We start from the raw sequence: 26,806 nt of genomic DNA on the forward strand, positions 1-26,806 counted from the left end.
TCTACGCCCCATAGTTGGACATCACTGACAGATGCCCAATCTGGGGTGAATAGCCCGTTAATCTACGACGTCGTGTTGGACGGTGCCAACCAGGTGTTGCACTGGTGGGTCTTGTTCTTCTCGTACCCCTGGCGGAACCACCGGTTGTTGTTCGCGGGGGTGCCGTGATCGCGAGGATATCCGGGGTGGTCGCCCACCCGCGAGTAGAAGTAGTACAAGGTCTCCCTGCGCGCCGGCGTGACCGGATAGGTCGCCGACACCGAGCGCATGAACATCCCGCCCAGGCAGGTCGCCTGCAGCTCGAAGCGGCGGCTGAGGGCGAGCCTGCCGCTGCTGCTGGTGGAGTCGAGGGTCTTGCGCCACCAGGAGTCGGTCAGGCCCGAGAGCTGCTGTACGTGGTGGCCGTACTCGTGGGCCATCATGCTGATGATCCCGCCGTGCCAGGACGTCAGGCCGCCGTAGCCCAGCGACCGTCCCGAGCCGCGGGCCATCGCGGAGGTGGACGCGTAGATCGTCTCGTTGCGCGGGCAGTAGTACGGCACGATGCTCCCCGGCGACGGGTAGTCGCCGCACGCGCCCCGGCCGCGCTTGGCCGCGATGGCCCACCCGGGCGCCCGCCAGTCGATGCCCTCCTTCTCCAGCGTGCGCGACCAGGCCGCGTCCATGCACTTGGAGGTCTTCAGGATCAGCGCCTTGAGCTGGGCGTGGCTGTAGATGTTGGCCGAGCCCGCCGGGCACTTCACCGTGGGCAGCGCGCCCGCCTGGTAGAGCGTGTTGTTCTGCAGCGAGGTGTTCAGGCGCACCTGGGTGTCGGGCCGCTCCCGCTCCTCCCGTTCCTGCCGGTCGGACGAGTCGTCCTCACGTGACCGCGGCGTCGGCGGGTCGTCGCTGGGCGGGGTGTAGGTCGGCGGCGTGTACGTCGGGATCGCCAGCGGTGAGAGCGAGTCGGGGTCGCCGGCCGAGTCCAGCAGCGCCGCCACGATCACCACCAGCACGAACGCCAGCGCCAGCGTGCCGAACAGCGCCCCGATGACGAACCCGGCCCCGGCCCCGCCGCCGGGCTTCCTGCGCGGGACGGCGTGCGGGTACGGCGGGCCGTACGGGCCCCGTGGAGGCGCGGGAGGCCGCGGCGGAGGCGGCTGCGGCGCCCGGTGGGGCGGAGCCGGGTACCCCGGCTGCTGGTACGGCCCCGGAGCCTGCTGAGGGTGGTGAGGCCCCGGATACGGCGGCTGCTGCGGGAACGGCGGCTGCCCGTACGGGGGCTGCTGCCGGGGGTGCGGCGGATGCGCCGGCGGCGCGGGATGGGCGGGGGAGTGCGGCCCGGCCGGCGGCGGGTAGGGCGCCTGCGGATACTGCGGGTGCCGCTGCTGTGGTTGCGGGTACGGCGGCTGCGGGGCCGGTGGTGGGTACGGGCCGTGCTGGGCGGGTGGCGGCGGGTACTGGGGCCCCGGCGCGGGAGGCTGCGGGTACGGGGGTTGCGGCGGGCCGCCGGGAGGAGGCGCGGCTTGCACGAAGGGGCCCTCGGGGCCGTACGCGTCGGGAGGGAGCCGGAGTGTCGGAGTGGGCGGAGGAGGCTCGGGTTGCCGCGGTGGCGGCGGGGGATACTGCCCGTTGGATGCCATGTTGTCGCCCCCTAACACGGTTCGTCCGGTATGGGCAGAGCGAGCCGGACCTTTGCCGAATTTGGGGCAGAAGCATACTGATTTATCACCCGTCACGGATGTAGCCCCGTTCGGTCACACTCCGAAATCATTCGAGGTGATCTCCGCAATGTCCCAGACCGAGCCGCACATGGTGTCCTAGCTTCGAAGGCATGAATCTGCAGCAGCTCCGCTACGTGGTGGCGACGGCGGAGCACCGCACCATGACAGACGCTGCCAGGTCGCTCTACATCGCGCAGCCTGCGCTTTCACGCGCGATCAGAGACCTGGAGCGCGAACTCGGGATGACGTTGTTCGCGCGTTCCGGGCGGGGAGTGGTGGTCACGGCGCAGGGACGCCGGGTCGTCAAGCTCGCCAGGGAGGCTCTCGACGCCGTCCACGAGATCGAGTCGCTCGCCAGTCACGGTCGCTCGGCCGAAACCGAGCTCCGGATCGCCTCGACTCCGAGCCTGGAGCCGGGGCTGGCCGGACGCCTGCTGCCCGCGTACACCGAGAAGAACCCGGCCGTGCGCGTGCACATCGTCCGCTGTGATGGAAGGGACGGCGTCGTGAGCGCCATCAGGGACCAGCGGGCCGATCTTGGCCTGACCGACCTGCCGGTCCCCACCGACCTGATCAGCCATCCGTTGGAACGACAGGAGGTGGTGCTGATCTCGCCGCCGGGCCTGGATCTGCCCGACAGCGTGCCGATGAGCAGGCTCACCGGCATGAGGCTCGTCCTGCCCGCCCGGGGGAGCGCCCGGCGCAGGGAGTTCGAGCAGATGTTCGCGAAGTACGGCGTGCGGCCGGTGGCGGCCGCCGAGACCGACGAGCGTGGCGGCTGGCTGTCGCCGGTGCGCGCGGGGGTGGGGTCCCTGCTGTGGTACCGCGGCATGGCCGAGCAGGCCATGCGGGCCGGCCTCGTCGTCCGCTCGCTCGACCCGCCGATCCGCCGGGTGATCGCCATCGTGCACGCCCGGCGCCGCCTCCCGGTGATCGTCCAGGACTTCCTGGCGCTCGCCGAGGGAGGCACCGCGGCATAGCCGCGCAATCGCCCTGATCGCTCCCAGGAGCGTTCCAAGATCCGGTGCCGGGTGGGGCGGCACCGCCGGCGATCAGTGGCAGGGCGAGGCGGTAGGCTCGTGGTGATGTCTACTCTGCGCCTCGCCGACAGGGAGTTCCGCGCCGGAGAGTTCGCGGTGATGGCGGTGGTCAACCGCACTCCCGATTCCTTCTTCGACCGAGGCAGGACCTACGGCTTCCACGCCGCGCTCGACGCCGTGGACGAGGCCGTCGCGGGCGGCGCCGACATCATCGACATCGGCGGCGTCAAGGCGGGGCCCGGCGAAGAGGTCGATCCGGCCGAGGAGATCCGCAGGGTCGCCGACCTGGTCTCCGCCGTCAGAGAACGCCATCCCGACGTGGTCATCAGCGTCGACACCTGGCGCGCCGAGGTGGGCGAGGTGGTCGCCCAGGCGGGCGCCGACCTGCTCAACGACACCTGGGGCGGCGTCGATCCCCGGCTGGCCGAGGTCGCCGCGCGCCACGGCATCGGCCTGGTGTGCGCCCACGCGGGCCGCGTCACGCCGCGCACCCGGCCCCATCGCATCGCCTATGACGACGTGGTCAAGGACGTCGTCGGCTACACCGTCGAGCTCGCCGAGCGCGCCGTGCGCGCGGGGGTCCGCCGCGACGCCATCCTGATCGACCCGGCCCATGACTTCGGCAAGAACACCTGGCACTCCCTTGAGGTCAGCCGCCGCCTGCACGAGCTGGTGGCCACGGGCTGGCCGGTGCTGGTCGCGGTCTCCAACAAGGACTTCGTGGGCGAGTCGCTGGGCGGCCTGCCCGTCGCCGAGCGGCACGCGGGCACGCTGGCCACGCTCGCGGTGTCGGCCTGGCAGGGGGCGCGGGTGTTCCGCGTGCACGACGCCGCCTCCGCCCGCGCCGCCCTGGCCACCGTCGCCCGGCTCAGGAGCGAGGTGTGAGCCTCACGCCCTACGGCGCCGAGCCGACGCTCTGCCCGTACCTGAAGAAGCCGGCCGGGTCGTAGCGCCGCTTGACCGCCACCAGCCGCCGGTAGTTCCCGCCGTAGTACGCCTCCCACCACAGCGGCAGGTCGGGGTCGGGGAAGTTCACGTACGCCGCGCTGGTGCGCAGCCGGCGGCGCAGGTCGCGGTACATCTCCCCGATCGCGTGCAGGCTGCGCGCCGCCACCTCGTCGGGCGCGCCCTGCGGCCACGCGGTGCCCACGTCGAGGACGAACGTCGCGGCGCGGTGCGGGAACGCGGTGTCCGACGGCGTCAGCCGGGACGTCGCGCCGCCCATCGCGAACAGCGTGACGTAGCAGATGTTGCTGTGCGTGCCGGGCCGCCAGCGGCGTGCCCACTCGGCCATCGCCAGGGCGGCGCCCTCGTCCGGCCAGGTGTGCGGCACCAGCGACTTCGACGCCAGCGCCGTGACCGACGGCCGCGCCGACAGCCGCTCCTGGGCCTGCCAGAAGTGCCCCTGCTCCATGAACCGCGTGGCCGGGCGCAGCGCCAGCAGCGGCGCGAGCAGGCGCTCCAGGCGCTCCTGCGGGCCGAGGAACCGGCCCAGGATCTCCAGCGACGCCTCGGCCCGCCCGACGAAGGCGATCCGGCAGTCGAAGTCGTCGTGCCGGTCGCGCTCGACGATCTCGCGCACCGCGCGCAGCAGCGCCGGGCCCCGGCTCACGTCGAACCGCAGCTCGAACACCGTCGCGACCTGGTGCGAGACGTCCGCGGCGGCGAAGACGAAGGCGGTGTTGACGCCCCAGTTGCCGCCCGCGCCGCCGCGGCAGGCCCACAACAGGTCCGGATTCTCCCGCTCGTCGGCCCGCACCAGCGAACCGTCCGCGAGCACCAGCCGGGTCTCCACCAGGTTGTCGCAGGTCAGCCCCCACTTGCGGTCGTTGAAGCCGAGCCCGCCGCCCAGCGTGAGCCCCGCCACGCCGACCCCGGGGCACCGGCCGCCCGGGACGTACAGGTTCGCCGCGCGCGCCCGGTAGACGTCGGAGTTCGTGGCGCCGCCGCCCACCAGCAGGTGGCCGCGGCCCCGGATCCGCCGCGCGGTGACCGCGTTCATCCGGGACAGGTCCAGCAGCAGCCCCTGCGTGGTGGAGTATCCGGCGTAGTTGTGCCCGCCCGACCTCGGCACCAGGGGCACGCCGTGCTTCCTGGCCCACCGCACCGCCGCGCGCACGTCGGCCGTCGAGGCGCAGCTCGCGATCCCGGCCGGAAGCACGCCGGCGTAGCGCCGGTTCTGCGGCGGGGCGAGCGCGCCGTAGCCGGCGTCGCCGGGCCGGTGCAGCCACCCGCCCGGCCCGAGCATCGTGCGCAGCTCCCGCCACGCCAGCGCGTCGGGCGCGTCCGCCGCGTACGGCCCGGCGCCCGTGCCCGGGTCCGCGCCCCCGCCCGCGTACGGCCCCGCGCCGGGCTCGGCGTACGCGCGGCCGCCTGCCGGGAGCAGGGTCGCGCCGATTCCGGCGGCCGTGACCGCCGCGCCGAGCCGGAGCAGGGCCCGCCGGTCCAGCGGGCCCCCTTCGCCGTCCGCGCCGGGCCCGGCCGGGCGTCCTTCCACTTCCCCCATCGGATGATCCCCCCGGTCCTGCGGGTGATCGCCATGATCACCGTCGTCCGCGGCTCACCGTAGCTCACGGTAGCCGTGCGGGCACGGTGCGACGCGGACCCGGATTCGGGAGTGTCCCGGGGTGTGCCGCGGATCAGGCGTAGATGGTGGAAAGGAACCGGATGAGGATGGACTCCCGCGTCTCCGGATCGAGCGCGTCCAGGATCGCGTTGACCACGGCCATCTCCGGCTGACCCCCTCCGGTGAGGTTCACGCCCACCGAGGCGGCCAGCTCTCCGAAGGCGGCGTCGTCCAGCGCGTCCAGGTCCAGCCCGGCGACCAGCTCGACCAGGCCCGGGGGCGGGGTCGCGGGGCCGCGCTCGCGGGCGGCCGCGGCCGACTCGGCGATGACCTTCAGCATCGCGTCCACTCCGGCCAGCGTCGCGCCGGTGACCGTGATGTGGATGTTGGCCGGGATGCCGGCGTAGGAGAGCTGCGGCTGCAGGAACCAGCCGCGCTTCCTGGCCTCGTCCGACAGCACGAACACGTCCACCTCGTCCGAGCCCGCGATGGCCACCAGCGACGACACCGGGTCGCCGAGCACGCGGAGGCCCGGGATGCCGGCCACCCCCTCGCGCAGCAGCCGGGCCGCGGCCAGCGTGTCGCGGCCGAGCCGCAGGTAGCCCTCACGGCCCAGCGCCTGCAGCGTGGCCCACGCGCCGCCGAGCGGGCCGGCGGACCTGGAGCTCTGCACGGTGGCGTTGATGACGGTGTAGCCGGGCCAGGCGGCCGAGGCGTAGTACGCGCGCCGCCGCATGGCCGGGTCGCGGAACAGCACCACGGACGCGCCCTTCGGGGCGTACCCGAACTTGTGCAGGTCGCAGGAGAGCGAGGTGACCCCGGACACCGACAGGTCGAACGGCGGCACCTCGGCGCCCGCCTCACGCAGCCACGGCAGCAGCCAGCCGCCCACGCACGCGTCCACGTGGCAGGGCACGCCGCGCGCCGCCGCCGCGGCGGCGATCTCGGCGACCGGGTCGAGCACCCCCTGCGGGTACGACGGCGCGGAGGCCACCACGAGCACGGTGTCCCGCGTGATCGCCGCGGCGACGGCCGCCGGGTCGGCGCGGAAGGTGCCCGGATCGACCGGCGTGCGCACGACGTCCAGGCCGAGGTAGTGGGCGGCCTTGTGGAAGGCCGGGTGCGCGGTGACCGGCGCGACCAGGGCCGGCCGCCCGGCGACCGGCCGGGAGTCCCTGGCGGCCTTCACCGCCAGCATGATCGACTCGGTGCCGCCGCTGGTGAAGATCCCGTGCCCGCCGCCCAGCTCGGCGGCCACCGCGCCGACGACCTGCCGCTCCATCTCCACGATGCTGGGGAACGCGGTCGGGTCCAGGCAGTTGACCTCCAGCATCTCCGCGTACGCGCGGGCGGCGGCCTCGTGCACCTCGGGCCGGCCGGTGTCGTAGACGTACGCGGTCACCTTGCCGCCGCGCACCGGCAGGTCGTCCTGCCGCATCCTGGCCACGTCGGACAGCAGGTCGCCGATCGGGCGCCCGGCCGGGGGGAGTCCGGGGGTCACATGATCTCCTTGGTTCAGGTGCGGGCGTCGGATGCGGGTGTCGCATCGGACACGGGCGTCAGGGCGGGTCGCCGGGCAGGGCGAGCATGCGGTGCACGAGCCGGTGCAGGTGCGCGCGGAACCGGCTCAGCGCGGCCGGGTCGTCGAAGCCGTGCCGCCGCCCGTCCGGGCCGACCACGCCGCCGCTGCCGAACCCGCTGATGCACCACACGACGGTGTGCAGCGCGTACGGCAGATCGACGTCCGGGGCGATCACGCCCCCGCCCCCGGCCCCCTCGACGGCCTCCAGGACCAGCGTGGCCAGCGGGTGGGTGTAGCGCTGCTCCAGGTCGGAGATGTCGGCGGCGTCGGACAGCCAGCGGTGCATCCACAGCGTGGCCACGTCGCGGTGGGCCACGCAGAAGTCGAGGTAGCGGTCCACGATGCCGTGGACCAGCGTCGCGGTGTCGCGGCCGGAGAACTCGGCGATGGCCGACTCCAGCGCGGCCCGCTCGACGCGGTGGGCGTTCTCCATCACCGCGAGGTACAGCTCGCGCTTGCCGCCCACGTGGTAGCTGACCGTGGCGATGTTCAGCCCGGCGGCCTCGGCGATCTGCCGGGTGGTGGTGCCGTCGTACCCGAGCGCGGCGAACAGGCGGGTCGCGACCTGGACGATCGCCTCGGCCTGCGTGCTCTCGGCGGAGGTCATGACGGGGACCGTACGCCCCGGCGGTCCTCCCGGTCAATCACTTGATGGACAAGCTCCTGCCAAGGATTCGTCCGAATTGTCGGCAGGGAGGCGGACCACGGCGCGCAGGCCCGGCTCGGCGTCCTCCAGGCTCACCGTGCCGCCGTGAGCGCGGACGGTCTCGCGCACGATCGCCAGCCCCAGCCCCGCGCCGCCCTCGTCGCGGCTGCGGGCGCTGTCGAGCCGGGTGAACCGGTCGAACACCCGCTCCCGGTCGGCCTCGGGGATGCCCGGCCCGTCGTCGCGCACCGCCAGCACGGCCCCGCCGTCCTCGGCGTGCAGCTCGACCGTCACCGACGTCGCCGTGTGCCGCACCGCGTTGTCGATCAGGTTGGTCAGCACCCGGCTCAGGTCGAGCGCGTCGCCGGCGACCCTGATGGACTCCGCCCCGGGGTGGACGGCCGCCACGACCGGCACCGGGTTCTCGGCGTACCGCTCCACCCCCGAGCGCACCAGCTCGCACAGGTCCACCGGCTCGCGCCGGGCCGGGCGCCCGCCGCGCTCGTCCAGCCTGGCCAGCGCGAGCAGCGCCTCGGCCAGCCGGGACAGCCGCATCGTGTCCTCCAGCACGCCCTCGGCGGTCTCGCGCCAGTCCTGGCCCTCGGGATGGCCCAGGGCCACCTCCAGTTGCAGCCGGATGCTCGCCAGCGGGCTGCGCAGCTCGTGCGCCGCGTCGGCCACCAGCGCCCGCTGCCGCGTCTCGGCCGCCTCCAGCCGGGCCAGCATGTCGTTCAGCGTCGTGGCCAGGCTGTGCACCTCGTCGCGCGCCTCGGGCACCGGCAGCCGGCGCGCCCGCGCGGTGCCGGTGATCTCGGTCGCGCCCCGGCGCAGCGCCGCGATCGGCCGCAGCGTGCCACCGATGATCATCCAGCTCGCGCCCGCGAGCAGCACGATCAGGATCGGGGTGCCGAGCACCAGCACGTGCCTGGCCGCGCCCAGCGACTGCTCCACCTCGGCGTACGACCGCGCGGCGATCACCGTCTGGCCGCCGTCGGCGCTCACCGCGAGCACCCGCAGCCGGGCCGGGATGCCGTGCGGGCGGCCGTCGAGGAACCTGGCCCGGTCCGAGCGCACCGCCTCCGCCCGCGCCTGCGGCCCGAGCAGCGGCACCAGCCTGTCGGTGCCCACGGTGGCGTGCGTGATCCGCCCGCCGGCGTCGAGCACCTGGATCATCGTGCCGTCGGTGTTGGTCAGCTCGCGCGGCAGCCTGCCCGCGTCGGCGTCGGCCCGCACCTGATTGGCCCGCTGGAACGCCGACTCGTCGATGGTCTCGGTCAGCGAGCGGCCCAGCACCCCGACCAGCACCCACGCCGACATCGCCAGGGCCAGCGCCAGCACCGCGGACGCCGCCGCGGTCAGCCGGAACCGCAGGCTCCTGCGCCGCCACCACCCCGGCGCCCGCCGCCCCCGCCCCTCCGCCCCGCCGCCCCGGGCGTCCGGAGCACGGGCATCGGCCGCCCCGCCGGCCAGGGCCCCGGCCGCGGGCACGGCGCGGGCGTCAGCCGCCATCGCCGGCCAGCCGGTATCCCGCCCCGCGCACCGTCTGCAGCGCGTTCCTGCCGAAGGGCGCGTCGATCTTGCGTCGCAGGTAGCCCACGTACACCTCGACCACGTTGGGATCGGTGTCGAAGGTGTCCCACACGTGCTCCAGGATCTCGCTCTTGGACACCACCTCGTCGTGGTGCCGCATCAGGAACTCCAGCAGCGCGAACTCGCGCGGGGTCAGCTCGATCGCCGTCTCGCCCCGCGACACCCGCCGCCGCGCCGGGTCCAGCGTCAGGTCGCCCGCCCGCAGCACCGACGGCCGCCGCCCGGCGTCGCGGCGCAGCAGCGCCCGCAACCGCGCCACCAGCACGACGTACGAGAAGGGCTTGGTGAGGTAGTCGTCGGCGCCGAGGTCCAGGCCGTCGGCCATGTCGTACTCGCCGTCCTTGGCCGACAGCATCAGGATCGGCACCCAGTTCTCCTCGGCGCGCAACTGCTTGCACACGTTGTAGCCGGAGATCCGCGGCAGCATGATGTCCAGCACCACCACGTCGTACTCGCCGACGCGGGCGAGGTGCAGCCCCTCCTCGCCGTCGTGGGCGAGGTCCACGGCGAACCCCTCGGCCTGGAGGCCGCGTTGCAGCGCCGCGGCCATCCGCCGCTCGTCCTCGACGACGAGAACCCGCATCGGCCGCGCCCCTTCCCCTCGTTCCGCGTGTGTCGGCCCCATCTTCCCGGGCGTCGCCTGTGACCCCGCTGAGAACCCTGTGGCCGTTCTCAGTTTGTCTCAGCGTGCGCACAGGACCGGCCAAGCAGGCTGCGAATGACTGCGAACGACACAGTCGCACGACATACCGTAAAGGAGTGACATGCCGACGCAATCGAGACGGAGCCGCGCCGTGAGGTGGGGGGTGCCCGTCGCCGCCGTGGTGGTCGTCGGAGCCGCCGTCGGGACGGGCCCCGTCATCGCGGCCGTCCAGGGGGATCCGGTGCTGCCCGAGCGCACCGCCGAGCAGTTGCTGACCGAGGTGGCCCGCACCGCCCAGCAGGGCCAGGTGCCGCCCATGTCGGGCACCGTCGTCGAGACCGCCTCGCTGGGCATCCCCGGGCTGCCCGAGGTCACCGGCGAGTCCAGCTCGCCGATCTCGCTGCTGTCCGGTTCCCACGAGGCCAAGGTCTGGTACGGCGGCGAGGACAAGGTGCGGGTCGCGCTGCCGGGCCGGATGAGCGAGACCAACCTGATCGTCAACGGCGAGCAGGTGTGGCTGTGGGACAGCGCCGCCAACACGGCGACCCGGATCAAGGTGCCCGCGGGCGAGCCCGAGCGCCACCAGCCCCCGTCGCCGCTGCCGACGGCGGTCACGCCGCAGGACGCCGCCAAGCGGCTGCTCGACGCCGCCGACGACCACGCCGCCGTCAGCGTCACCGCCAACGACCAGGTCGCCGGGCGGTCGGCATACCAGCTCGTGCTCACTCCGAAGCAGACGGGGAGCCTGGTCAAGGAGGTGCGGCTCGCGCTCGACGGCGAGACGTACGTGCCGCTGCGGGTCCAGGTCTACGCCAAGGACGCGCTCGAACCGGCCTTCGAGGTCGGCTACACCTCCGTGACGTTCTCCCCGCCCGCGCCCGAGAACTTCGCCTTCACCCCGCCCGCCGGGGCCAAGGTGGAGGAGCAGAACCTGGGCGAGCGCGCCCGGCACGACGAGAAGACCGCCGAGGAGCTCGGCGAGCACGCCGAGGAGCTGAGCGGCATCAAGACCGTCGGCGAGGGCTGGACCACGGTCGCGGTCGCGCCGTTCTCGTCCGGCGACCTCGCCGCGCTGCGCGACGGCGGCGACGAGGGCCGCGGCGCCGAGCCCGGCGCGGCCGGCCTGGCCGCAGGGGTGCTCGACGCGGCCAAGCCGGTGAGCGGCGCCTGGGGCAGCGGCAGGCTGATCCAGACCAAGCTCGCCACGGCGCTGCTGACCGACGACGGCTGGCTCCTGGCCGGTGCCGTCACCCCCGACGTCCTGTACGAGGCGGCGGGCAAGAAGTGAGCCTGACCATCGAGGTCCCGGGGGCGTCCGCAGGGGCGCCCCCGCCCCGGGGGACCGGGCACGCGATCGTCACCCGGGGGCTGACCAAGCGCTTCCGCGGCGGCCAGGTGGCCGTCGACTCCCTCGACCTCGCGGTGCCCGCGGGATCGGTCTTCGGCTTCCTCGGCCCCAACGGGTCGGGCAAGACCACCACCATCAGGATGCTGCTCGGGCTGGTACGCCCCACGTCGGGCGGGTGCGAGGTGCTCGGCGAGCCGATGCCCGAAGGGCTGGCCGGGGCGCTGCCCAGGGTCGGCGCGCTGGTCGAGGGCCCGGCCTTCTACCCCTACCTGTCCGGCGAGGCCAACCTGCGCCGCATCGACGCGGCCGACCCGACCTCCGACCGGCGCACGGCCGCGCACCGCATCGCCGCCGCGCTCGACCGGGTCGGCCTCACCGCGGCGGCGGGCAAGCGCTACCGCGCCTACTCCCTGGGCATGCGGCAGCGCCTGGCCATCGCCTCCGCCCTGCTCGTCCCGCGCGAGCTGCTCATCCTGGACGAGCCGACCAACGGCCTGGACCCGCAGGGCACCCGCGAGATGCGCGGCCTGGTCCGCGAGATCGCCGAGGCCGGCACCACCGTGTTCGTCTCCTCCCACCTGCTGGCCGAGGTGGAGCAGATGTGCACGCACGTCGGCGTGATGCGTACGGGCAGGCTGGTCGCGCAGGGCCCGATCGCCGAGCTGCGCTCCGGCGGCGAGCCGCGCATCCGGATCGAGACCCCCGACCCCGCCGCCGCGGCCCGCGTGCTCGGGGCTCTCGGCCTGACCGGTGTGCGCGAGGGCGACGGCGAGGTCAGCGCCGACCTCGGCGCCGAGGCGCCCGAACGCGTCAACGCCGAACTGGTGGCGCGCGGCGTCGCCGTACGCGGGCTGGCCGTGCAGCGGCCCAGCCTGGAGGACGTCTTCGTCGGCCTGACCGGAGAGGGATTCGATGTCGAGGCTTGACACCCCAGCACAGACCCGCCCCGAGACCCCGCCAACCGAGACCCAGCCCACAGAAACCCACCCCACAGAAACACGGCCCACAGAAACACAGCCCACCGAGGCCGAGACGGTGGCGAACGGCGCGCCGGAGCGGGCCGCCCCCGCACGGCGCGGCACCGCGGGCGGCACGCTGCGCCTGCTCGGCTCCGAGCTGGGCCTCACCTTCCGCCGCCCGCGCAACATCGCCATGCTCGCGGTGCTCGCCGCGGTCCCGGTCATCATCGGCGTGGTGCTGCGGGTGGTGAGCGACGACGGCGCCGAGGGCGGCGCCGGCTCCATCATCACCGCCGTCGCCGGCAACGGCATGATGCTCACCTTCGCCGCGCTGTTCGTGCTGGTGCCGCTGCTGCTGCCGGTCGCGGTCGCCGTGGTCGCGGGCGACTCGGTGGCGGGCGAGGCCGGCATGGGCACGCTGCGCTACCTGCTGGCCGCGCCCGCCGGCCGCACCCGGCTGCTCGCGGTCAAGTACGCCAACGCGGTCGTCTTCGGCCTGGCCGCGACCGCGCTGGTCGCCGCGTCCGCCCTGATCACCGGCTTCCTGCTGTTCCCGGTCGGCCCGATCACGCTGCTGTCGGGCAGCACGATCCCGCTGGCCGAAGGACTGGTGCGGGTGCTGGTGGCCGTCGGCTACGTCGCCGCCGGCATGGCCGCGCTGGCGGCGCTCGCGCTGCTGCTGTCCACCCTCACCGAGATCTCGATCGGTGCCATCGCCGCCACGCTGGTGCTCGTCGTGGTGACCCAGGTGCTCGGCGCGATCCCGCAGCTCGCCCCGGTGGAGCCGTACCTGCTGCCGTCGTGGTGGCTCGGCTTCGACGGCGCGCTGCGCGCCCCGATGGCGTTGGACGACATGGGCCAGGGCCTGCTCGTCTTCGCGGCGTACGCCGTGGTGTGCGGCTCGGCCGCCTGGGCCCGCTTCACCACCAAGGACATCACCGCCTGAACGCCCCCGCCGCGCCGCGCTGCGGGGGCGTCCAGGCGGCGCGCCGGCTCAGCCGCGGGCGCGGCGCAGCCCCAGGAACCCGATCACCGCGCCGGCCAGGCCGGCCACCAGCCCGGCGGCGCCCAGGACCCGCGCGGTGGTGTCGGACCCGGCCGCCTGCTCGGCCGCGACGGGCGCCACCGACGGCCCCCCGCCGGACGCCGCGGACGCGGGGGTGGGCGACGCCGGGGCCCCGTGGCCGCCGTCGCCGCTCGCGGGCACCAGCTTCAGCACCGGCGCCGGGCGCTCGGGCTCGGTGCCGTCGGCCCTGGGCTCATCGGCCCACTTGACGACCTCGCCGCTGGAGTAGGTCTGGGTGGCCGGGAAGATGAGCTGGTCGGTGTCCTTGGGCATGAACCCCATCGACACCTCGAACTCCTGGAACTGGCCCGGCTCGATCTTCCCGCCGGACCAGGTGATCTTGGTGACGGCCTCGTCGATCTCGCCCTCGTCGGTCTTCACCGGCGGCTCGATCTTGCTCTCGGTGACCTCGACCTTCCACCCCTCCACGGGCCGCACCGACACGAACGCCAGCGGGTGGTCCTTGGGCAGCTCGACCTCCAGCTTGGTGGTCGAGGCGTCGTCGCGCTCGTTCGGCACCCGGAAGGCGACCTTGGTGAACCCGCCCTGCTCGGCGGTCCCGGGGTTGACCGTGACATGCGCCAGCGCGGGCAGCGCCAGCCCCAGGGTGAGCGCGGCGGCTCCGGCCGCGACGGCGAGGGCACGACGGCGTACGGCAGTGAACGACATGCGAATCTTCTCCACTCAGGCAACGGGGAACCCGGCGCGCGGCGGTAGGCGCGCGCCGGCAGGGGACGGCGTCTGGATCAGGCGGCGGGGAGTGGAGGACCGCGCCGGATGACCGAGTGCCGCAGCAGCGCCTCCGCGGGCGCGAAGGCGGGAGAACGTCCGTCGAGCACCGCCCAGGCGGGACGCGCGGCCCCGCCCTCGGCCTCCCACAGCAGGGCCAGCGCCCGCCGCAGCCGCCGGACCACGGCGGCCCGAAGCCGCCGCACGACCGGCGAGGCGCCCAGCCGCCGCAACGTGGCCCACAGCGCGGCCTCACCCCGCGCCAGCCACAACCCCGTCAGCAGCGTCGCCGTCATGTGGGCGATCAGCATCCCCAGGCTCTCGCCCAGCCCCGCGCTCTCACCGTGCAGATGCAGGACCAGCGAGATGTCCTCCTCGGCGGGCGAGCCGAACGCGAACAACTCGTGCAACACGAGCTGCGCCCCCGCCAGGCTCACACTGATGACCGCCGCACTCCGCTCCCGCCCCGCCATCCCGGCCGCGACCGCGAGCACCCCCAGCCCCCCGGCCACCACCGCCCACGGCGCCGGCCCGCTCCCCCCGGCCACCACATGCCCCAGGGCGGCCAGAACCACACAGACGACCGAGAACACGGCCGCCCGCATGATCCGAAGCGGGACGAGAGCACGCATGCCGCGTCGATTTTATGGCCGATCCCGCAGCCGCCGCCTCGCATTCGGAGGCGCTCGAACCGCGCCCGCGGCCCATGCTCCGCACCGGCAGGGCCCCGAGGGCCGTCTCTCTTGCTCATCCGCTCTCGATCGCCCCGCACCCCGGACACCGCCCTCCGGGACGGAAGAGCGGCGCCCCGCGTCCAAGCGCCCGATCCCCGTTCACCTGCGGAATGGCGACACCGTCGCCCAGCGCCCATTCACCTGATAGGACGGTGCCGCCGCCCAGAATTCGCCCGCTGCCCGCCGGACACGGTGGCCCCTGCGGCACCCGGTGGCGCCACCGCCAAGGACCTGTCACATGGCCTGCTGGGCCTGGCCAAAAGTGCTCAGTGCCCCCCGGCAGGACCGCGATTTCTTACCCCGAGTCGTGAAAGGTTCACGCCTGCCGCGCCGACGCACGACCTCAACCGCGCGCACCCCGCCATACGGAAAGGGTGACGCCCGCCCGGCGGCGGGTTCACACCTGCCGGGTGTGTCCCTGTTCGGGAGGGGGTGCGTCACCGTTCGGGAGGAGGCGCCGGCCCCGCCGGCGGAAGATCCAACGTTGCCCGGACACTCCCGGGGAGGGCAGGGAGGGCCTCGCATGTCCGCAGGTTCCGGTATCCACCCCCAATCCCGCCTTGTAAAAGATCCACCGCTCCCCACCTGCCGGGGCGACGCCGCTCGCTTGCCGGGCCGCCAGGACCGGGACGGGTTCTCGGCGTACCGCTCCCCCCGAACCGGCTAGGTGGGTCCCGTTCGGGAGGAGGCGGGCGGGGAGGGCGACGCGCTTCCGCGGGTTCCGGCATCCACGTCCATCCCGTTGTCGCCCGGACACTCCCCACTGGTTCGCCCGCTCGCGCTGGTTCACCCTCTCGCGCCGGTTTGCCGGCCCGCTTGGGTTCGTCGGCTCGTGCCCGGAGCGCCTTGTGGGCCGGGGGTTCGGGTCATACGGGGTGCGGTGGATGTGGGGAAAGCTGGGGGGTTGTGGGGTTGGATTACGGATTGGAGGAATTGTCGCTAGGGTTGCGGCGATCGTGGCTCGGCGGCGGCCCGTGGGTCGTCGGTGCGTGTGCTGCGCCCCCTGGACGCTAGGTGGTAATCATGCGGCATTTCGTGGGAGTGCTCATCGGCGTCGTTGTCACCGCCGTGCTGCTGTTCGGCGGGGGGTGGGCGATGCAGAAGGCGATGGCCGAGGGGGCGACGCCGGCCACTACGGGGGACGTGCAGTTGTGGATCGCGCTCGGCGCGATGGCGGGGGTCGGGCTCGTGGTGGGGCTGGTGGTGGCCGGGCGGGTCTCGCCGCTGGCGACGTTCGTACCGTCGATGGTGCTGCTCGCCTGGACCGTGGTGTACGCGCTGGACATGAACCGGGCGCTGTCGCTGGTGCCCGACGACCCCACGATGCACGAACTCCTCCTCCAGGCCGGCAATGGGGTGACCGCGCTGCTGACGACGGGCGTGTTCGCGCTGCTGGGCGTCGCGCTGTTCATCCCGGTGCTGATGCCGTCGCGGTGGGCGGGGCGGCTGGAGGACGACGAGGAGGAGGAGTACGGGGAGTCCACCGAGCAGGGCTACTACTGAAACAGCCTGTCGCGGGTGTAGAGGCGGGTGACGACGGCCTCCAGTGAGGTCTCGCCGGGGGCGGTGGCGCGCAGGTCGTCCAGGGTGCCGTCGAAGGCGAGGCGGCCGTGGTCGATCAGCATGACGCGGCGGCACAGGCGCTCGATGTCGCCCAGGTCGTGCGTGGTCAGCAGGACGGTGGTGCCCTGCTGGGCGTTGAGGTCGCGCAGGAACTCGCGCATGGCGGCCTTGCTGACGACGTCCAGGCCGATGGTGGGCTCGTCGAGGACGAGCACGGCCGGGTCGTGCAGCAGGGCGGCGGTGATGTCGCCGCGCATCCGCTGGCCCAGGCTGAGCTGGCGTACGGGCGTGGCGAGGAATTCGCCCAGGCCGAGCAGTTCGGTGAGCCGGTCCAGCCGCTCCCGGTACCGGACGCGATCTACTTTGTAAAGGTGCCGGATCAGTTCGAAGCTGTCCCGCAGCGGCAGGTCCCACCACAGCGTCGTACGCTGCCCGAACACCACTCCGATCCGTCGCGCCAGCGCCGTGCGGCGCCGGGCCGGGTCGAGGCCGGCCACGCTGATCCGGCCCGCCGTGGGGGCGAGGATGCCGGTCAGCATCTTGATCGTGGTGGACTTGCCCGCGCCGTTCGGCCCGAGGTAGCCCACGAACTCCCCGGCCCGCACGGTGAAGGACAGGTCGCGCACGGCGTGCACGACGCGGCGCTCGCGCCGCAGCACGCCGGTGCGTCTGCTCACGGTGAAGGTCCGGCCCACCTGGGCCAGTTCGATGACGGTCTCCGGTGTACGCGGTGCTTCCATGTCCCCCTCAGCTTCCCGTCGATCGGTAGCGGCGTACGCCGGCGCGCCAGGCCAGCGCCGCCGCCCCCGCCAGCGTGAGCGCCGCCACTGGGGCGGCGTACCGGAGCCAGTGCGGCAGGCCGAAGGGGTCCTCGTGGCCCAGCACGTACAGGCCCGGCTGCCAGTTCACGAACGCGAGCGGCACGATGTACGTGACCGCGCGGACCAGCTCGGCGCCGTAGACGCTGAGCGGGTACTGCGTCAGCGTGCTGCCGCCGTAGGTGAAGGCGTTGGCGACCTCGGGCGCGTCGGTGAGCAGGAACTGCAGCGCGCCGCCGAGGGTGAACACCGCGGTGAAGATGACGGTCCCGCACAGGATCATCACCGGGATCATCCAGGCCCGGGACCAGGGCACGTGCAGCTCGGCGAGCGCCAGCCACAGGACGACCACCGCCTGGGCCGGCCTGCCGAAGCGCTGCGGGGTGAAGCGGTCCACCGCCATCTGCACGAACGGGCTCGCCGGGCGGATCAGCATGGTGTCGAAGGAGCCGGCCCGGATGTGCCGGCTGAGCTTGTCCACGTTGCCGAAGAGCATGTCGGCCAGGGCGAAGGAGACGCCGCCGGTGCCGTAGAGGAACATGACCTCGGCCAGGGTGAAGCCGCCCAGCGTGCCGGTGTGCCGGAAGATGATCCAGATGGCGGCGATGTCCAGCGCGTTGGCGGCGAAGGAGCCGGCGGTGAGCATGACCAGCGACGCCGGGTACTGCGCGGCGGCGCGCATCCAGGTCGCGGCCAGCAGCGCGTACGTCCTAACCACCCTGGATCACCACCTTGCGCCGGGCCGCCCTGGTGAGCAGGGCGCCGAGGGCGAGCAGCGCGACGGCCCAGGCGGCCTGGAAGGCCAGCGCCCGGGGCACGTCGGTCGCGCCGAGGTAGACGTCGGCCGGGACCTGCACCATGGCCGCCCAGGGCAGGGCCTCGGCGAGGGCGCCGAGCCAGCCCGGGATGATCCGCAGCGGCACGACCATGCCGCTGAAGAACATCATGAGCACCAGCGCGACCTGCTGCAGGCCGCGGTCGTCCAGGATCCAGCAGGCCGACAGGGCCAGCAGGTAGCGCACGCCGAAGCTGACCACGATGCCGAGCACGACGCTGACCGCGACGAGCCCCCAGGCGGCGGGGGAGGGCGGCACGACGATGCCGAACAGGGCGGCGCCGGCGAGCGTGGGCGGCACGCTGCGCATCAGGAACAGGTACGCCGCCCGTCCGAGGTCGTCGGCCAGCGACCAGAGCTGCAGGGACGCCGGGCGTACCAGGTCGATGGCGGCGTCGCCGCTGCGCACGCGTTCGGCCAGCTCGATCCCGCCGCCGAAGACCTGCATGGGGCCGATGAACGCCTGGGTGAGGAAGCAGAACGTGACCGCCTGGGCGACGTCGTAGCCGGCCAGGCCGGGCCTGGCCTCCCACAGGGCGATGAGGACGTACGCCCGGAGTATGCCGAATACGGTGTTGGTGAAGGCTCCGGCGACGGCCGCGGCGCGGTAGGCGGCGTGCTTGCGGAAGCCGTATCGGGCGACTCGCAGATAGAGCTGGAAGACGACCTCCCGGGGTGCGGCCGCGGGCGCGATCCGCGGCGGGTTTCGGAAGATGGGCAACCCTCCGACTTTGCCACCGGGCCCGGGAGGCGGGCAATCGAATTCAGCGGCGGGTCTCGGAGCGGGGGTGCACGGCGCGCGCGTGTGGGCAGAGGAGCAGGATCACGCCGTACGGCTCGCGCCCCGGCCGCAGGTGCCGGGGAGCGCCTGGGACGCGAGCGGAGAGGGGGCCGGATAGCCGTTGAGCAGGGGATTCTCGTGTGCCGGGCGTGTTACATCACCGAAACTCAGGTGTAATGTCCGTGTAAGCGAGAATATACTTACTGATCGGTAGAACACGTTCTACGTGGGGCATCGTCCGGTTCGGAGGTCCCTGAAATGCACCGCGAGATCGACAAGGACGTGCGGCCAGACTACCCCGTGAGCTGGCAGGCGGTGGCGATGATCAGCCTGATGCGAAGCACCATGCGACCGATCTCCAGCATTTTCCTGCGCCATCCCGCCGCGCTCACCATGGCCTGCCGCGCCGTCGAGCTCACCCGGAGGCTGCCGAGCCGGCTGCCCGAGCACGTCCGCATCGCGGAGGAGCGCTTCGGGGCGTGCGGCGGCGAGTGGGTGCGCGCCGGGGAGGATCTAGACGAGGGCAAGGTGCTGCTCTACTTCCACGGCGGCGGCTACTTCTTCTGCTCCCCGGCCACGCACCGGCCGATCACCTGGCGCCTGTCGGCGGTCTCCCGGCGCCCGGTGCTGGCCCTGGACTACCGGCAGGGGCCGGTGTACTCGCTCGCCGAGTCGCTGACCGACGCGGTGGCGGCGTACGAGTGCCTGCTCGGCCGCGGCTACTCGGGCTCGGACATCATCCTCAGCGGCGACTCCGCCGGCGGCCACCTCACCCTCGCCACCCTGCTCGCGCTGCGCGACTCCCGGATGCCGCTGCCCGCCGCCGCGATCTGCCTGTCCCCGTGGACGGACCTCACCGACGCCCCCCGCCAGACCAACCGCTGGCTGGACCCGATGCTGCCCGCCGGCCGGGTCGAGTGGCTGGCCCGCCGGTGGACCGACGGGCTCGACCCCAAGGACCCGCTGGTCTCGCCGGCGTACGGCGACTACACCGGCCTGCCCCCGCTGATGATCGTCACCGGCTCCACCGAGGTGCTGCGCGACGAGGCGCGCCGGGTGGCCCAGCAGGCGCGCCGCGCCGGGGTGCCGGTGCGCTACGAGGAGTGGCGCCGGATGCCGCACGTGTTCGCGATCCTGGCCGACGTCATGCCGGAGGCCCGCCTGCTGTTCCGGCACATCTCCCGCTTCCTGGCCGCCGCGCAGGCCATCCCGGAGCCCGTCTGCACGTCCCCCGACGGCCCCGGTGCCGGCACGGCGGCTGCCTGACCCTCGCCTGACCCTCGCCTGACTCCTGCCCCCTGAACCCCCGCCGGACCTGTCTGCGGCGGCCGGTCACAACGATCCGTTCCGCCCCGCTGACCAGCGCAGTCACACTGGTTCCTAACCCGCGGGTATCAGTCGCCTTACCTTCGATGCTGCTTGGTACTACTTACGGGCAAATATCGCCCATATCCAGCCACAGTGTGCTTGCCGGAACCCATGAAGGAGAGGCCAGACCCGGATGGCACGCGGTGGATCCAGTCCTGCGAACGGTATGCCGCCAGGCGTGCGTCCCCTGACGGTGGGCGACCCCGTCATCATCGGACGCTACCTGCTCCTCGGCCGCCTCGGCGCCGGCGGCATGGGCGTGGTCTACCTGGCCGAGCACCCCAAGGGCGGGCTGGTCGCGCTGAAGACCCCGCACGCCGTCCACCTCAAGGACCCGACCCTGCGGGCGCGGTTCGCCGAGGAGGTCGAGTTCTCCCGCAGGGTCGTGCCGTTCTGCACCGCCGCGGTGATCGAGGACGGCACCGACCGCGACCGCCCGTACCTGGTCACCGAGTACATCCAGGGCCCCGCCCTGTCGCAGGTCGTCGCGGCGCGCGGCCCGCTCACCCCCGACCTGGCGTACGGCGTCGCGCTCGGCGCCGCCGCGGCGCTGGTCGCGGTGCACGCGGCCGGGCTGGTCCACCGGGACCTCAAACCCGCCAACGTGCTGCTGTCGCCCCAGGGGCCGCGGGTGATCGACTTCGGCATCGCCAGGGACGTGGACACGGTGACCGCGCACACCCAGGCGGGCCAGGTGATGGGCAGCCCGGGGTGGGTGGCGCCGGAACGGCTGACCGGGGGCCCGGCGCTCCCGGCGTCGGACATTTTCGCGTGGGGGTGCCTGGTCGCGTACGCCGCGACCGGCTGCCACCCCTTCGGCTCGGGCGAGGCGGACGTGGTGACCCGTCGCATCCTGGTCGAGCCGCCGCGGCTCACCGGGGTCCCCACGCTCCTCGCCCCCGCCGTCCAGGCCGCCCTCGCCAAGAACCCGGCCGAGCGTCCCGAGGCCGCCGAACTGCTCGGCGCGCTGCTGGCCGCCGGGGGCGTGGGCGCGCCCTGGGACCTGCGCGAGGCGGTCGCCGGGGTGCTGGAGGAGATCTGGACGCCGGTGCCGTACCCGCCGGGGGCGGGCGTCGTACGGCTGGCGCCCAGGCCCGCCCCGCCGCCGCGGGACGGGGCGGAGCGCAAGCGCGACGGGCGCGACAGGAGGGCCGCGCGGCGGCGGCAGGGCAACAACATGTCCCACGCCGGTTTCGCCGCGCTGGCCACCGTGTCCATCGCCGCCGTCACCGTGATCGCGGCGAGCGGCGGGGGGACCGGGGTGGGGGAGGCGAGCCAGTACGGCGGCGGCGCGTACGCGAGCCAGGACGGCACCGCGCTGTCCACCGCCAGGCCGCCGGAACCGCGGGTGGCGGGCACCTCCGTGGGACCCGGCCGGCTCGACGGCGGCACGCGGACGCCCCCCGTGGTGGTGGTCACGACCACGCGGACCGCACTGAAGCCGCCCCCCTACCCCACCCCGCAGGGCACCTGGACCGCGCCGCAGCCGGGCGCGTCGGACCCGTACGAGCCGGGCCCGCAGCCGTCGGGCGCCCCCTCGACGTGCTACAACCCGCGCGGCAAGCCGCGCCCGTGCCAGGGCGGCGGCGGCCCCCGGCCGCGGCCCAGCGGCGGCATCAGCACCGAGCCGCAGTGGGGCGACGGGGAGGAGACCCCCACGCCGACGCCGTCGGTCACCCTCACGCCCACTCCGACGCCCACGCCGTCCTGAGGGCGGACCCCGGAGGGGCGGGGGGCCGCCGTGATCGCCGCTCTCCTAAGCTGGCTCCCTGCGAATCGACGGGAGAACGTGGGGGTACGCGCGGATGAGCGATGTGATCGCGCCCGACCGGTCCGGGCCGGCGCTCGAACTGACCGGCGTGCAGGTCAGGGCGGGCCGCCGCCCGCTGCTGAACGAGATCACCTGGCGGGTCGGCTACGGTGAGCACTGGGTGATCCTCGGGCCGAACGGCGCGGGCAAGACGACGCTGCTGTCCGTCGCCTCGGCCGTGCGCCATCCGAGCGCCGGCACCGCCCATGTGCTCGGCCACCGCCTGGGCCGGGTCGATCTGCGCGAGCTGCGCCGGCACATCGGCCTGGTCGCGGCCAGCCAGCGCCTGGTGGACGAGGCGTTGATGGAGGAGGAGGACCAGACCGCCCACACGGTGGTGCTCACCGGCCACACCGGCACGGCCGCGCCGCTGTGGGACAGGTACGGCCCCGCCGAGCACGAGCGGGCCCACCGGCTGCTGGCCGACCTGGGCTGCAAGGACCTCGCCGACCGCCCGTTCGGGGTGTGCTCGCAGGGGGAGCGGGCCCGGGTCCGCGTGGCCCGCGCGCTGATGGCCGACCCGGCGCTCCTGCTGCTGGACGAGCCGTCCGCGGGGCTGGACCTGCCCGCCCGCGAGGACCTGATCGCGGCGGTCGAGGACCTGGCCACCAGCCGTCCCGCCCTGACCACGGTGACGGTCACCCACCACCTGGAGGAGGTGCCGGCCACCACCAGCCACGCCCTGCTGATGCGCGAGACCCGCATCCTGGCCGCGGGCCCGGTGGAGGAGGTTCTGACGCCGCGCAACCTCTCCGACTGCTTCGGCCGCCCCCTGCACCTGGACCGGGTGGACGGCCGCTGGTACGCCCGCGCGCCGCGCATCTGACCGGCGGCGTACGCGGGCGGCGGGCGCAGGACGCGAAAGACCCCGCCGCGCCCGATCCGGGGGGAGAATCGGGCGCGGCGGGGCAGGCGAGCGGTCATCTGGACCGCGACAGTCGCGACCGGGGGGCCACCGAGGCCGCGACCGACGGGCGGAGCCCGGCCGGGGGGAACCGTCCCATGCCCTGGAGGTGACCCGGCCGGGCCCGGTCAAGAGGCGGCCCGCTGCGGCGGGCCGCGACCGGCGGCGGGGCCGGGCTCAGTGGGCGGCGACCTCGAACTGCTCCTCCTCGGTGGAGCCGGTCAGCGCCGTGGTGGACGAGTCGGGCGCGATGGCCGTGCTGACCAGGTCGAAGTAGCCGGTGCCGACCTCGCGCTGGTGCCGCGTGGCGGTGTAGCCGCGCGCCTCGGCGGCGAACTCCGCCTCCTGCAGCCCGACGTAGGCGGTCATGCCCTCCTCGGCGTAGCCGCGGGCGAGGTCGAACATCGAGTAGTTCAGCGAGTGGAAGCCCGCCAGGGTGATGAACTGGAACTTGTACCCCATGTGCCCCAGCTCGCGCTGGAACTTGGCGATGGTGGAGTCGTCGAGGTGCTTCTTCCAGTTGAAGGACGGCGAGCAGTTGTAGGCGAGCATCTGGTCCGGGTACTCGGCCTTGATCGCCTCGGCGAACTCGCGGGCGACGCCCAGGTCCGGCGTGGAGGTCTCCATCCACAGCAGGTCGGAGTAGGGGGCGTAGGCCAGGCCGCGGGCGATGCAGGCGTCCACCCCGTTGCGCACCCGGTAGAAGCCCTCGGCGGTGCGCTCGCCGGTGGTGAAGCGCTGGTCCCTGGGGTCCACGTCGCTGGTGAGCAGCGTTGCGGCCTGCGCGTCGGTGCGCGCGATGACCAGGCTCGGCACGCCGCAGACGTCGGCGGCCAGGCGGGCGGCGTTGAGGGTCTTGATGTGCTGCCCGGTCGGGATGAGCACCTTCCCGCCGAGGTGGCCGCACTTCTTCTCCGAGGCGAGCTGGTCCTCCCAGTGCACGCCCGCCGCGCCGGCGGCGATCATGGCCTTCATCAGCTCGAAGGCGTTGAGCACGCCGCCGAAGCCGGCCTCGGCGTCGGCGACGATCGGGGCGAGCCAGTGCGGGGCCTTCTCGTCGCCCTCGGCCCAGGTGATCTGGTCGGCGCGCAGCAGCGCGTTGTTGATGCGGCGCACCACGGCCGGCACCGAGTTGGCCGGGTACAGGCTCTGGTCGGGGTAGGTGTGCCCGCTGAGGTTGGCGTCGGCGGCCACCTGCCAGCCCGAGAGGTAGATGGCCTTCAGCCCGGCCCGCACCTGCTGCACCGCCTGGTTGCCGGTCAGCGCGCCGAGCGAGTTGACGTAGTCCTCGGTGTGCAGGAGCCGCCACAGCCGCTCCGCGCCCAGCCGGGCGAGGGTGTACTCCTCCTGCACCGAGCCGCGCAGCCGCACCACGTCCTCGGCGGTGTACGTACGCTCGATGCCGCTCCAGCGCGGATCGTTCTCCCACTCTCTGCGCAGCTCGTCCGCGGCGGCGGCGAGGACCTGGTCACGTGCTCCCTTGAGGCGAGGGTCCATCATTCACTCCTTTGTCGTCCCCTGGGGGCTTGCTTCGAGTGTGTGTCCCGGGTCGGCCGCCGAACCAGAATCTCTCTCACAGAAGAACCGCTGAATTTCTCAGAGAGCGAATCCTTGCTACTCTTCGGCGGAGAAGAACATGCATCTTTTACCTTTGGACTAGACCAATCCCGTCCTCGGCGCCGCCGACCGTGGCGGCACGCCTGGAAGAACCCTGGAAATTACGCCTAGGATCGTGCTATGAGACCCGTTGTGAGCGAAGAACCGCTGTCTTTGACGCAGGAGATCGATCTGATCGCGTTCGGGCAGCGGCTGCGGCATCTTCGCAAGCAGCGGGGGCTGACCCTCTCCGGCCTCGGCGAACGGGTCAGCCGCGCGCCCAGCCAGCTCTCCCTGCTGGAGAACGGCAAGCGCGAGCCCAAGCTGTCGCTGCTGAAGGCGCTGGCCGCCGCCCTGAACGTGCCGGTGGAGGAGCTGCTGCGCCGCCAGGCGCCCAACCGGCGCGCGCAGCTTGAGATCGCGCTGGAGGAGGCGCAGCGCGACCCCATCTACGCCGGGCTCGGGCTGCCCAAGCTGAAGGTCTCCGCGCGGGTGCCCAACGACGTCCTGGAGCACATCCTCGGCCTGTACGAGGAGCTGCGCGCCCGCCAGGCCAAGGGCACCGCCACCCCCGAGGAGGCCAGGGCCGCCAACGCCGAGCTGCGCCGCAAACAGCGCGAGCAGGGCAACTACTTCGTCGACATCGAGAAGGCCGCCGCCGAGGCGCTGGCCGCGGTGGGCTACCGCACCGGCGCCCTGTCGCAGAGCATGGTCCAGGCGCTGGTCACCCACTTCGGCTACACCGTGCACACCGCGCAGGACCTGCCGCGCACGGTGCGCTCGATCACCGACATGCGCAACCGGCGCATCTACGTCAAGCACGAGCAACTGGGCATGCACACGCCCCGCACCATCCTGCTGCAGACCCTCGGCCATCTCGCGCTGGGCCACCACAAGCCGCGCGACTTCGCCGACTTCCTGCGCCAGCGCACCGAGGCCAACTACTTCGCCGCCGCGGTCCTGGTCCCCGAGAGCGCCGCGGTCGCGTACCTGTCGGAGGCCAAGCAGGCCCGCGCGCTGTCGGTGGAGGACCTGCGCGACGTCTTCGCGGTCTCCTACGAGATGGCCGCCCACCGCTTCACCAACCTGGCCACCCACCACCTCGACCTGGTCTGCCACTTCGTGCGCAACGACGCGGGCGGCATCATCTACAAGGCGTACGAGAACGACGGCATCGTCTTCCCCGCCGACGAGCAGGGCGCCATCGAGGGCCAGCGCATGTGCCTGCAGTGGTCCGGCCGCCAGATCTTCCTGCGCCCCGACCGGTTCTCGGTCCACTACCAGTACAGCGACTCGCCGACCGGCACGTACTTCTGCATGGCGCACGTCGATCCGTCCCGCGAGCGCGACTTCGCCATCACCCTCGGCGTGCCCTACCGCGAGTCCCGCTGGTTCCGCGGGCGCGAGACGACCAACCGCACCAAGTCCTTCTGCCCCAACGGCGACTGCTGCCGCCGCCCGCCCGCCGAGCTGACCCAGCGCTGGGAGGGGTACGCCTGGCCCTCCGCCCGCGCCAACTCCCACGTCCTGGCCGCCCTGCCCCCCGGCTCCTTCCCCGGCGTGGACGAGGCCGACGTCTACACCTTCCTCGAACGCCACGCGGCGTCCGTATGAGGCCGCGGATTTTGGCCGGATCTGGCCGTTGAGCTGACGGTTTGATCTTGGATGTGGCAGGATTCTCTCCCCCCTCCAAGTTCGAAGGAAGCACATGAAGCGAATCGTCGCCGGCCTCGCCGTAGCCGCGGGCGCCGCGCTGGTGGCGCCCGTACCCGTGCACGCGGCGGCCAAGGTGGACCCCGTCAAGGCGCTCAGGGAGCAGTTCGAGGGCGGGAAGGGGGTCGAGGTCGCGAGCCTGACCAAGATGGCGATCCCGGGCGGGCCCAGCACGACGGTGCGCGAGTCGGGCGTGATCGAGTTCGGCGGGAGCGCGCCGGTGGCCTCCGACCTGACCTCCGAGCGGTCGTACAACTCGGCCTACCTGGGCAAGCTGAACAAGGACCAGCGGGAGCGGGCCGAGGCCGAGCGTGGGCCCGTGCGCACGATCTCGGTGAACTCGGCCAGCTACGTCTCGCGCGCCCCCTACCCCGACGAGCTGCCGGTGGGCAAGAGCTGGGTGCGGTACGAGGAGGTGCCGGGCCGCTCCGGTCTGGTGGACGTCCTGGAGCCGGCCACGCTCAAGGCGCTGGTGTCGGCGGCGAGCTCCAACCGCGACGGCGTGATCAAGGGCACGATCACCACGGCCAAGCTCGCGGCGGCCTCCCCGTCGGCGCGCCGGCAGTTCGGGCGCGGCGGCAGCGCCAAGATCGCCTACACGGTGTGGCTGGACGCGTCCGGCCTGGTCGAGCGGGTGGTCGCCGCGGCGTCGCCGTCGCGGTACGACGTGACGTACGAGGCCCGCTTCCGGTCCTGGGGCCACAGCGTGTCCATCTTCGCGCCCTCCCAGAACGACGTGGTCCGGCGCAGCGCGTTCGACAACGGCGGCCTGGACCAGATGACGCTGAACGTCGAAGGCGTCAACTGAGGGA

At 73.3% G+C, this 26,806-nt stretch carries 23 protein-coding genes; 11 read left to right on the forward strand and 12 right to left on the reverse strand.

Annotation, left to right across the window (positions count from 1 at the left end):
- Window positions 1–62: 62 nt before the first annotated feature.
- The gene (locus HNP84_RS55915; RefSeq protein WP_312924158.1) at window positions 63–1,511 is read right to left on the reverse strand and encodes a neutral zinc metallopeptidase; all 1,449 of its coding nucleotides are present in this window, start codon (window positions 1,509–1,511) and stop codon (window positions 63–65) included.
- Between the two features lie 302 nt (window positions 1,512–1,813).
- On the opposite strand from HNP84_RS55915, the gene HNP84_RS08775 reads away from it, so the two are divergent.
- A complete protein-coding gene (locus HNP84_RS08775; RefSeq protein ID WP_185048867.1) occupies window positions 1,814–2,683 on the forward strand; it encodes a LysR family transcriptional regulator in 870 nt (289 codons plus the stop codon).
- 105 nt (window positions 2,684–2,788) lie between these two features.
- Window positions 2,789–3,628: a dihydropteroate synthase gene (folP, locus tag HNP84_RS08780; protein ID WP_185048868.1), complete on the forward strand. Its 840-nt coding sequence runs from the start codon at window positions 2,789–2,791 to the stop codon at window positions 3,626–3,628.
- Between the two features lie 10 nt (window positions 3,629–3,638).
- Here the strand turns inward: folP and HNP84_RS08785 are convergent, their stop codons facing one another.
- From HNP84_RS08785 to HNP84_RS08805, 5 genes are all read right to left on the reverse strand, one after another.
- Window positions 3,639–5,249, reverse strand: coding sequence for an FAD-binding oxidoreductase (locus HNP84_RS08785; RefSeq protein WP_185048869.1), 1,611 nt, complete (start codon window positions 5,247–5,249; stop codon window positions 3,639–3,641).
- Window positions 5,250–5,382: 133 nt separating this feature from the next.
- A complete protein-coding gene (locus HNP84_RS08790; RefSeq protein ID WP_185049038.1) occupies window positions 5,383–6,747 on the reverse strand; it encodes a pyridoxal phosphate-dependent decarboxylase family protein in 1,365 nt (454 codons plus the stop codon).
- A 121-nt stretch (window positions 6,748–6,868) separates the two neighbouring features.
- Window positions 6,869–7,498: a TetR/AcrR family transcriptional regulator gene (locus tag HNP84_RS08795; RefSeq protein ID WP_185048870.1), complete on the reverse strand. Its 630-nt coding sequence runs from the start codon at window positions 7,496–7,498 to the stop codon at window positions 6,869–6,871.
- Window positions 7,499–7,531: 33 nt separating this feature from the next.
- Window positions 7,532–9,046 carry a sensor histidine kinase gene (locus HNP84_RS08800; RefSeq protein ID WP_185048871.1) on the reverse strand — a complete coding sequence of 505 codons (1,515 nt, stop codon included), beginning with the start codon at window positions 9,044–9,046 and terminating at the stop codon, window positions 7,532–7,534.
- The gene (locus HNP84_RS08805; protein WP_185048872.1) at window positions 9,036–9,710 is read right to left on the reverse strand and encodes a response regulator transcription factor; all 675 of its coding nucleotides are present in this window, start codon (window positions 9,708–9,710) and stop codon (window positions 9,036–9,038) included. Before HNP84_RS08805 ends, HNP84_RS08800 begins: the two co-directional genes overlap by 11 nt.
- Before the next feature lie 211 nt (window positions 9,711–9,921).
- Between HNP84_RS08805 and HNP84_RS08810 the strand changes: the two genes are divergently transcribed.
- The 3 genes from HNP84_RS08810 (at window position 9,922) to HNP84_RS08820 (ending at window position 13,023) form a co-directional block, all read left to right on the forward strand.
- Window positions 9,922–11,058: a LolA family protein gene (locus tag HNP84_RS08810; RefSeq protein ID WP_246517924.1), complete on the forward strand. Its 1,137-nt coding sequence runs from the start codon at window positions 9,922–9,924 to the stop codon at window positions 11,056–11,058.
- The gene (locus tag HNP84_RS08815) at window positions 11,055–12,044 is read left to right on the forward strand and encodes an ABC transporter ATP-binding protein (RefSeq protein ID WP_185048874.1); all 990 of its coding nucleotides are present in this window, start codon (window positions 11,055–11,057) and stop codon (window positions 12,042–12,044) included. Before HNP84_RS08810 ends, HNP84_RS08815 begins: the two co-directional genes overlap by 4 nt.
- A 109-nt stretch (window positions 12,045–12,153) precedes the next feature.
- Entirely contained in the window at window positions 12,154–13,023 is an 870-nt protein-coding gene (locus tag HNP84_RS08820) for a DUF2705 family protein (RefSeq protein ID WP_312924161.1), read from the forward strand.
- A 48-nt stretch (window positions 13,024–13,071) separates the two neighbouring features.
- On the opposite strand, the gene HNP84_RS08825 is transcribed toward HNP84_RS08820, so the two are convergent.
- Together HNP84_RS08825 and HNP84_RS08830 are read right to left on the reverse strand one after the other, a co-directional pair.
- Window positions 13,072–13,812 carry a YcnI family copper-binding membrane protein gene (locus tag HNP84_RS08825; RefSeq protein ID WP_185048876.1) on the reverse strand — a complete coding sequence of 247 codons (741 nt, stop codon included), beginning with the start codon at window positions 13,810–13,812 and terminating at the stop codon, window positions 13,072–13,074.
- 77 nt (window positions 13,813–13,889) lie between these two features.
- Window positions 13,890–14,504 carry an MFS transporter gene (locus HNP84_RS08830; protein WP_185048877.1) on the reverse strand — a complete coding sequence of 205 codons (615 nt, stop codon included), beginning with the start codon at window positions 14,502–14,504 and terminating at the stop codon, window positions 13,890–13,892.
- A gap of 1,125 nt (window positions 14,505–15,629) precedes the next feature.
- On the opposite strand from HNP84_RS08830, the gene HNP84_RS08835 reads away from it, so the two are divergent.
- Entirely contained in the window at window positions 15,630–16,109 is a 480-nt protein-coding gene (locus HNP84_RS08835) for a hypothetical protein (RefSeq protein ID WP_185048878.1), read from the forward strand.
- Here the strand turns inward: HNP84_RS08835 and HNP84_RS08840 are convergent.
- Genes HNP84_RS08840 through HNP84_RS08850 form a run of 3 tightly spaced genes read right to left on the reverse strand, consistent with a single transcriptional unit; the run spans window position 16,103 to window position 18,543 of the window.
- The gene (locus tag HNP84_RS08840; RefSeq protein ID WP_185048879.1) at window positions 16,103–16,909 is read right to left on the reverse strand and encodes an ABC transporter ATP-binding protein; all 807 of its coding nucleotides are present in this window, start codon (window positions 16,907–16,909) and stop codon (window positions 16,103–16,105) included. The genes HNP84_RS08835 and HNP84_RS08840 overlap by 7 nt on opposite strands.
- A gap of 7 nt (window positions 16,910–16,916) precedes the next feature.
- Window positions 16,917–17,705: an ABC transporter permease gene (locus HNP84_RS08845; RefSeq protein ID WP_185048880.1), complete on the reverse strand. Its 789-nt coding sequence runs from the start codon at window positions 17,703–17,705 to the stop codon at window positions 16,917–16,919.
- On the reverse strand, window positions 17,698–18,543 hold the full coding sequence (locus HNP84_RS08850) for an ABC transporter permease (protein WP_312924163.1): 846 nt from the start codon (window positions 18,541–18,543) through the stop codon (window positions 17,698–17,700). Before HNP84_RS08850 ends, HNP84_RS08845 begins: the two co-directional genes overlap by 8 nt.
- Before the next feature lie 318 nt (window positions 18,544–18,861).
- On the opposite strand from HNP84_RS08850, the gene HNP84_RS08855 reads away from it, so the two are divergent.
- The 3 genes from HNP84_RS08855 to HNP84_RS08865 all read left to right on the forward strand — a co-directional run bounded on the left by HNP84_RS08855 (window position 18,862) and on the right by HNP84_RS08865 (window position 22,607).
- On the forward strand, window positions 18,862–19,869 hold the full coding sequence (locus HNP84_RS08855) for an alpha/beta hydrolase (RefSeq protein WP_185048881.1): 1,008 nt from the start codon (window positions 18,862–18,864) through the stop codon (window positions 19,867–19,869).
- Between the two features lie 280 nt (window positions 19,870–20,149).
- Complete coding sequence (locus tag HNP84_RS08860; RefSeq protein WP_185048882.1) at window positions 20,150–21,682, forward strand: protein kinase domain-containing protein; 1,533 nt, start codon at window positions 20,150–20,152, stop codon at window positions 21,680–21,682.
- Between the two features lie 94 nt (window positions 21,683–21,776).
- The gene (locus HNP84_RS08865; protein ID WP_185048883.1) at window positions 21,777–22,607 is read left to right on the forward strand and encodes an ABC transporter ATP-binding protein; all 831 of its coding nucleotides are present in this window, start codon (window positions 21,777–21,779) and stop codon (window positions 22,605–22,607) included.
- A gap of 255 nt (window positions 22,608–22,862) precedes the next feature.
- Here HNP84_RS08865 and aceA read toward each other — a convergent pair whose 3' ends face one another.
- A complete protein-coding gene (aceA, locus tag HNP84_RS08870) occupies window positions 22,863–24,185 on the reverse strand; it encodes an isocitrate lyase (protein ID WP_376771844.1) in 1,323 nt (440 codons plus the stop codon).
- A 237-nt stretch (window positions 24,186–24,422) separates the two neighbouring features.
- On the opposite strand from aceA, the gene HNP84_RS08875 reads away from it, so the two are divergent.
- Both HNP84_RS08875 and HNP84_RS08880 read left to right on the forward strand, forming a co-directional pair.
- Complete coding sequence (locus tag HNP84_RS08875; protein ID WP_376771845.1) at window positions 24,423–25,895, forward strand: helix-turn-helix domain-containing protein; 1,473 nt, start codon at window positions 24,423–24,425, stop codon at window positions 25,893–25,895.
- Between the two features lie 94 nt (window positions 25,896–25,989).
- A complete protein-coding gene (locus HNP84_RS08880) occupies window positions 25,990–26,802 on the forward strand; it encodes a hypothetical protein (protein ID WP_185048884.1) in 813 nt (270 codons plus the stop codon).
- The last annotated feature ends 4 nt before the right edge of the window (window positions 26,803–26,806 follow it).

The sequence above is a fragment of the Thermocatellispora tengchongensis genome (assembly GCF_014202315.1).
GTDB classification, from domain to species: Bacteria; Actinomycetota; Actinomycetes; order Streptosporangiales; family Streptosporangiaceae; genus Thermocatellispora; species Thermocatellispora tengchongensis.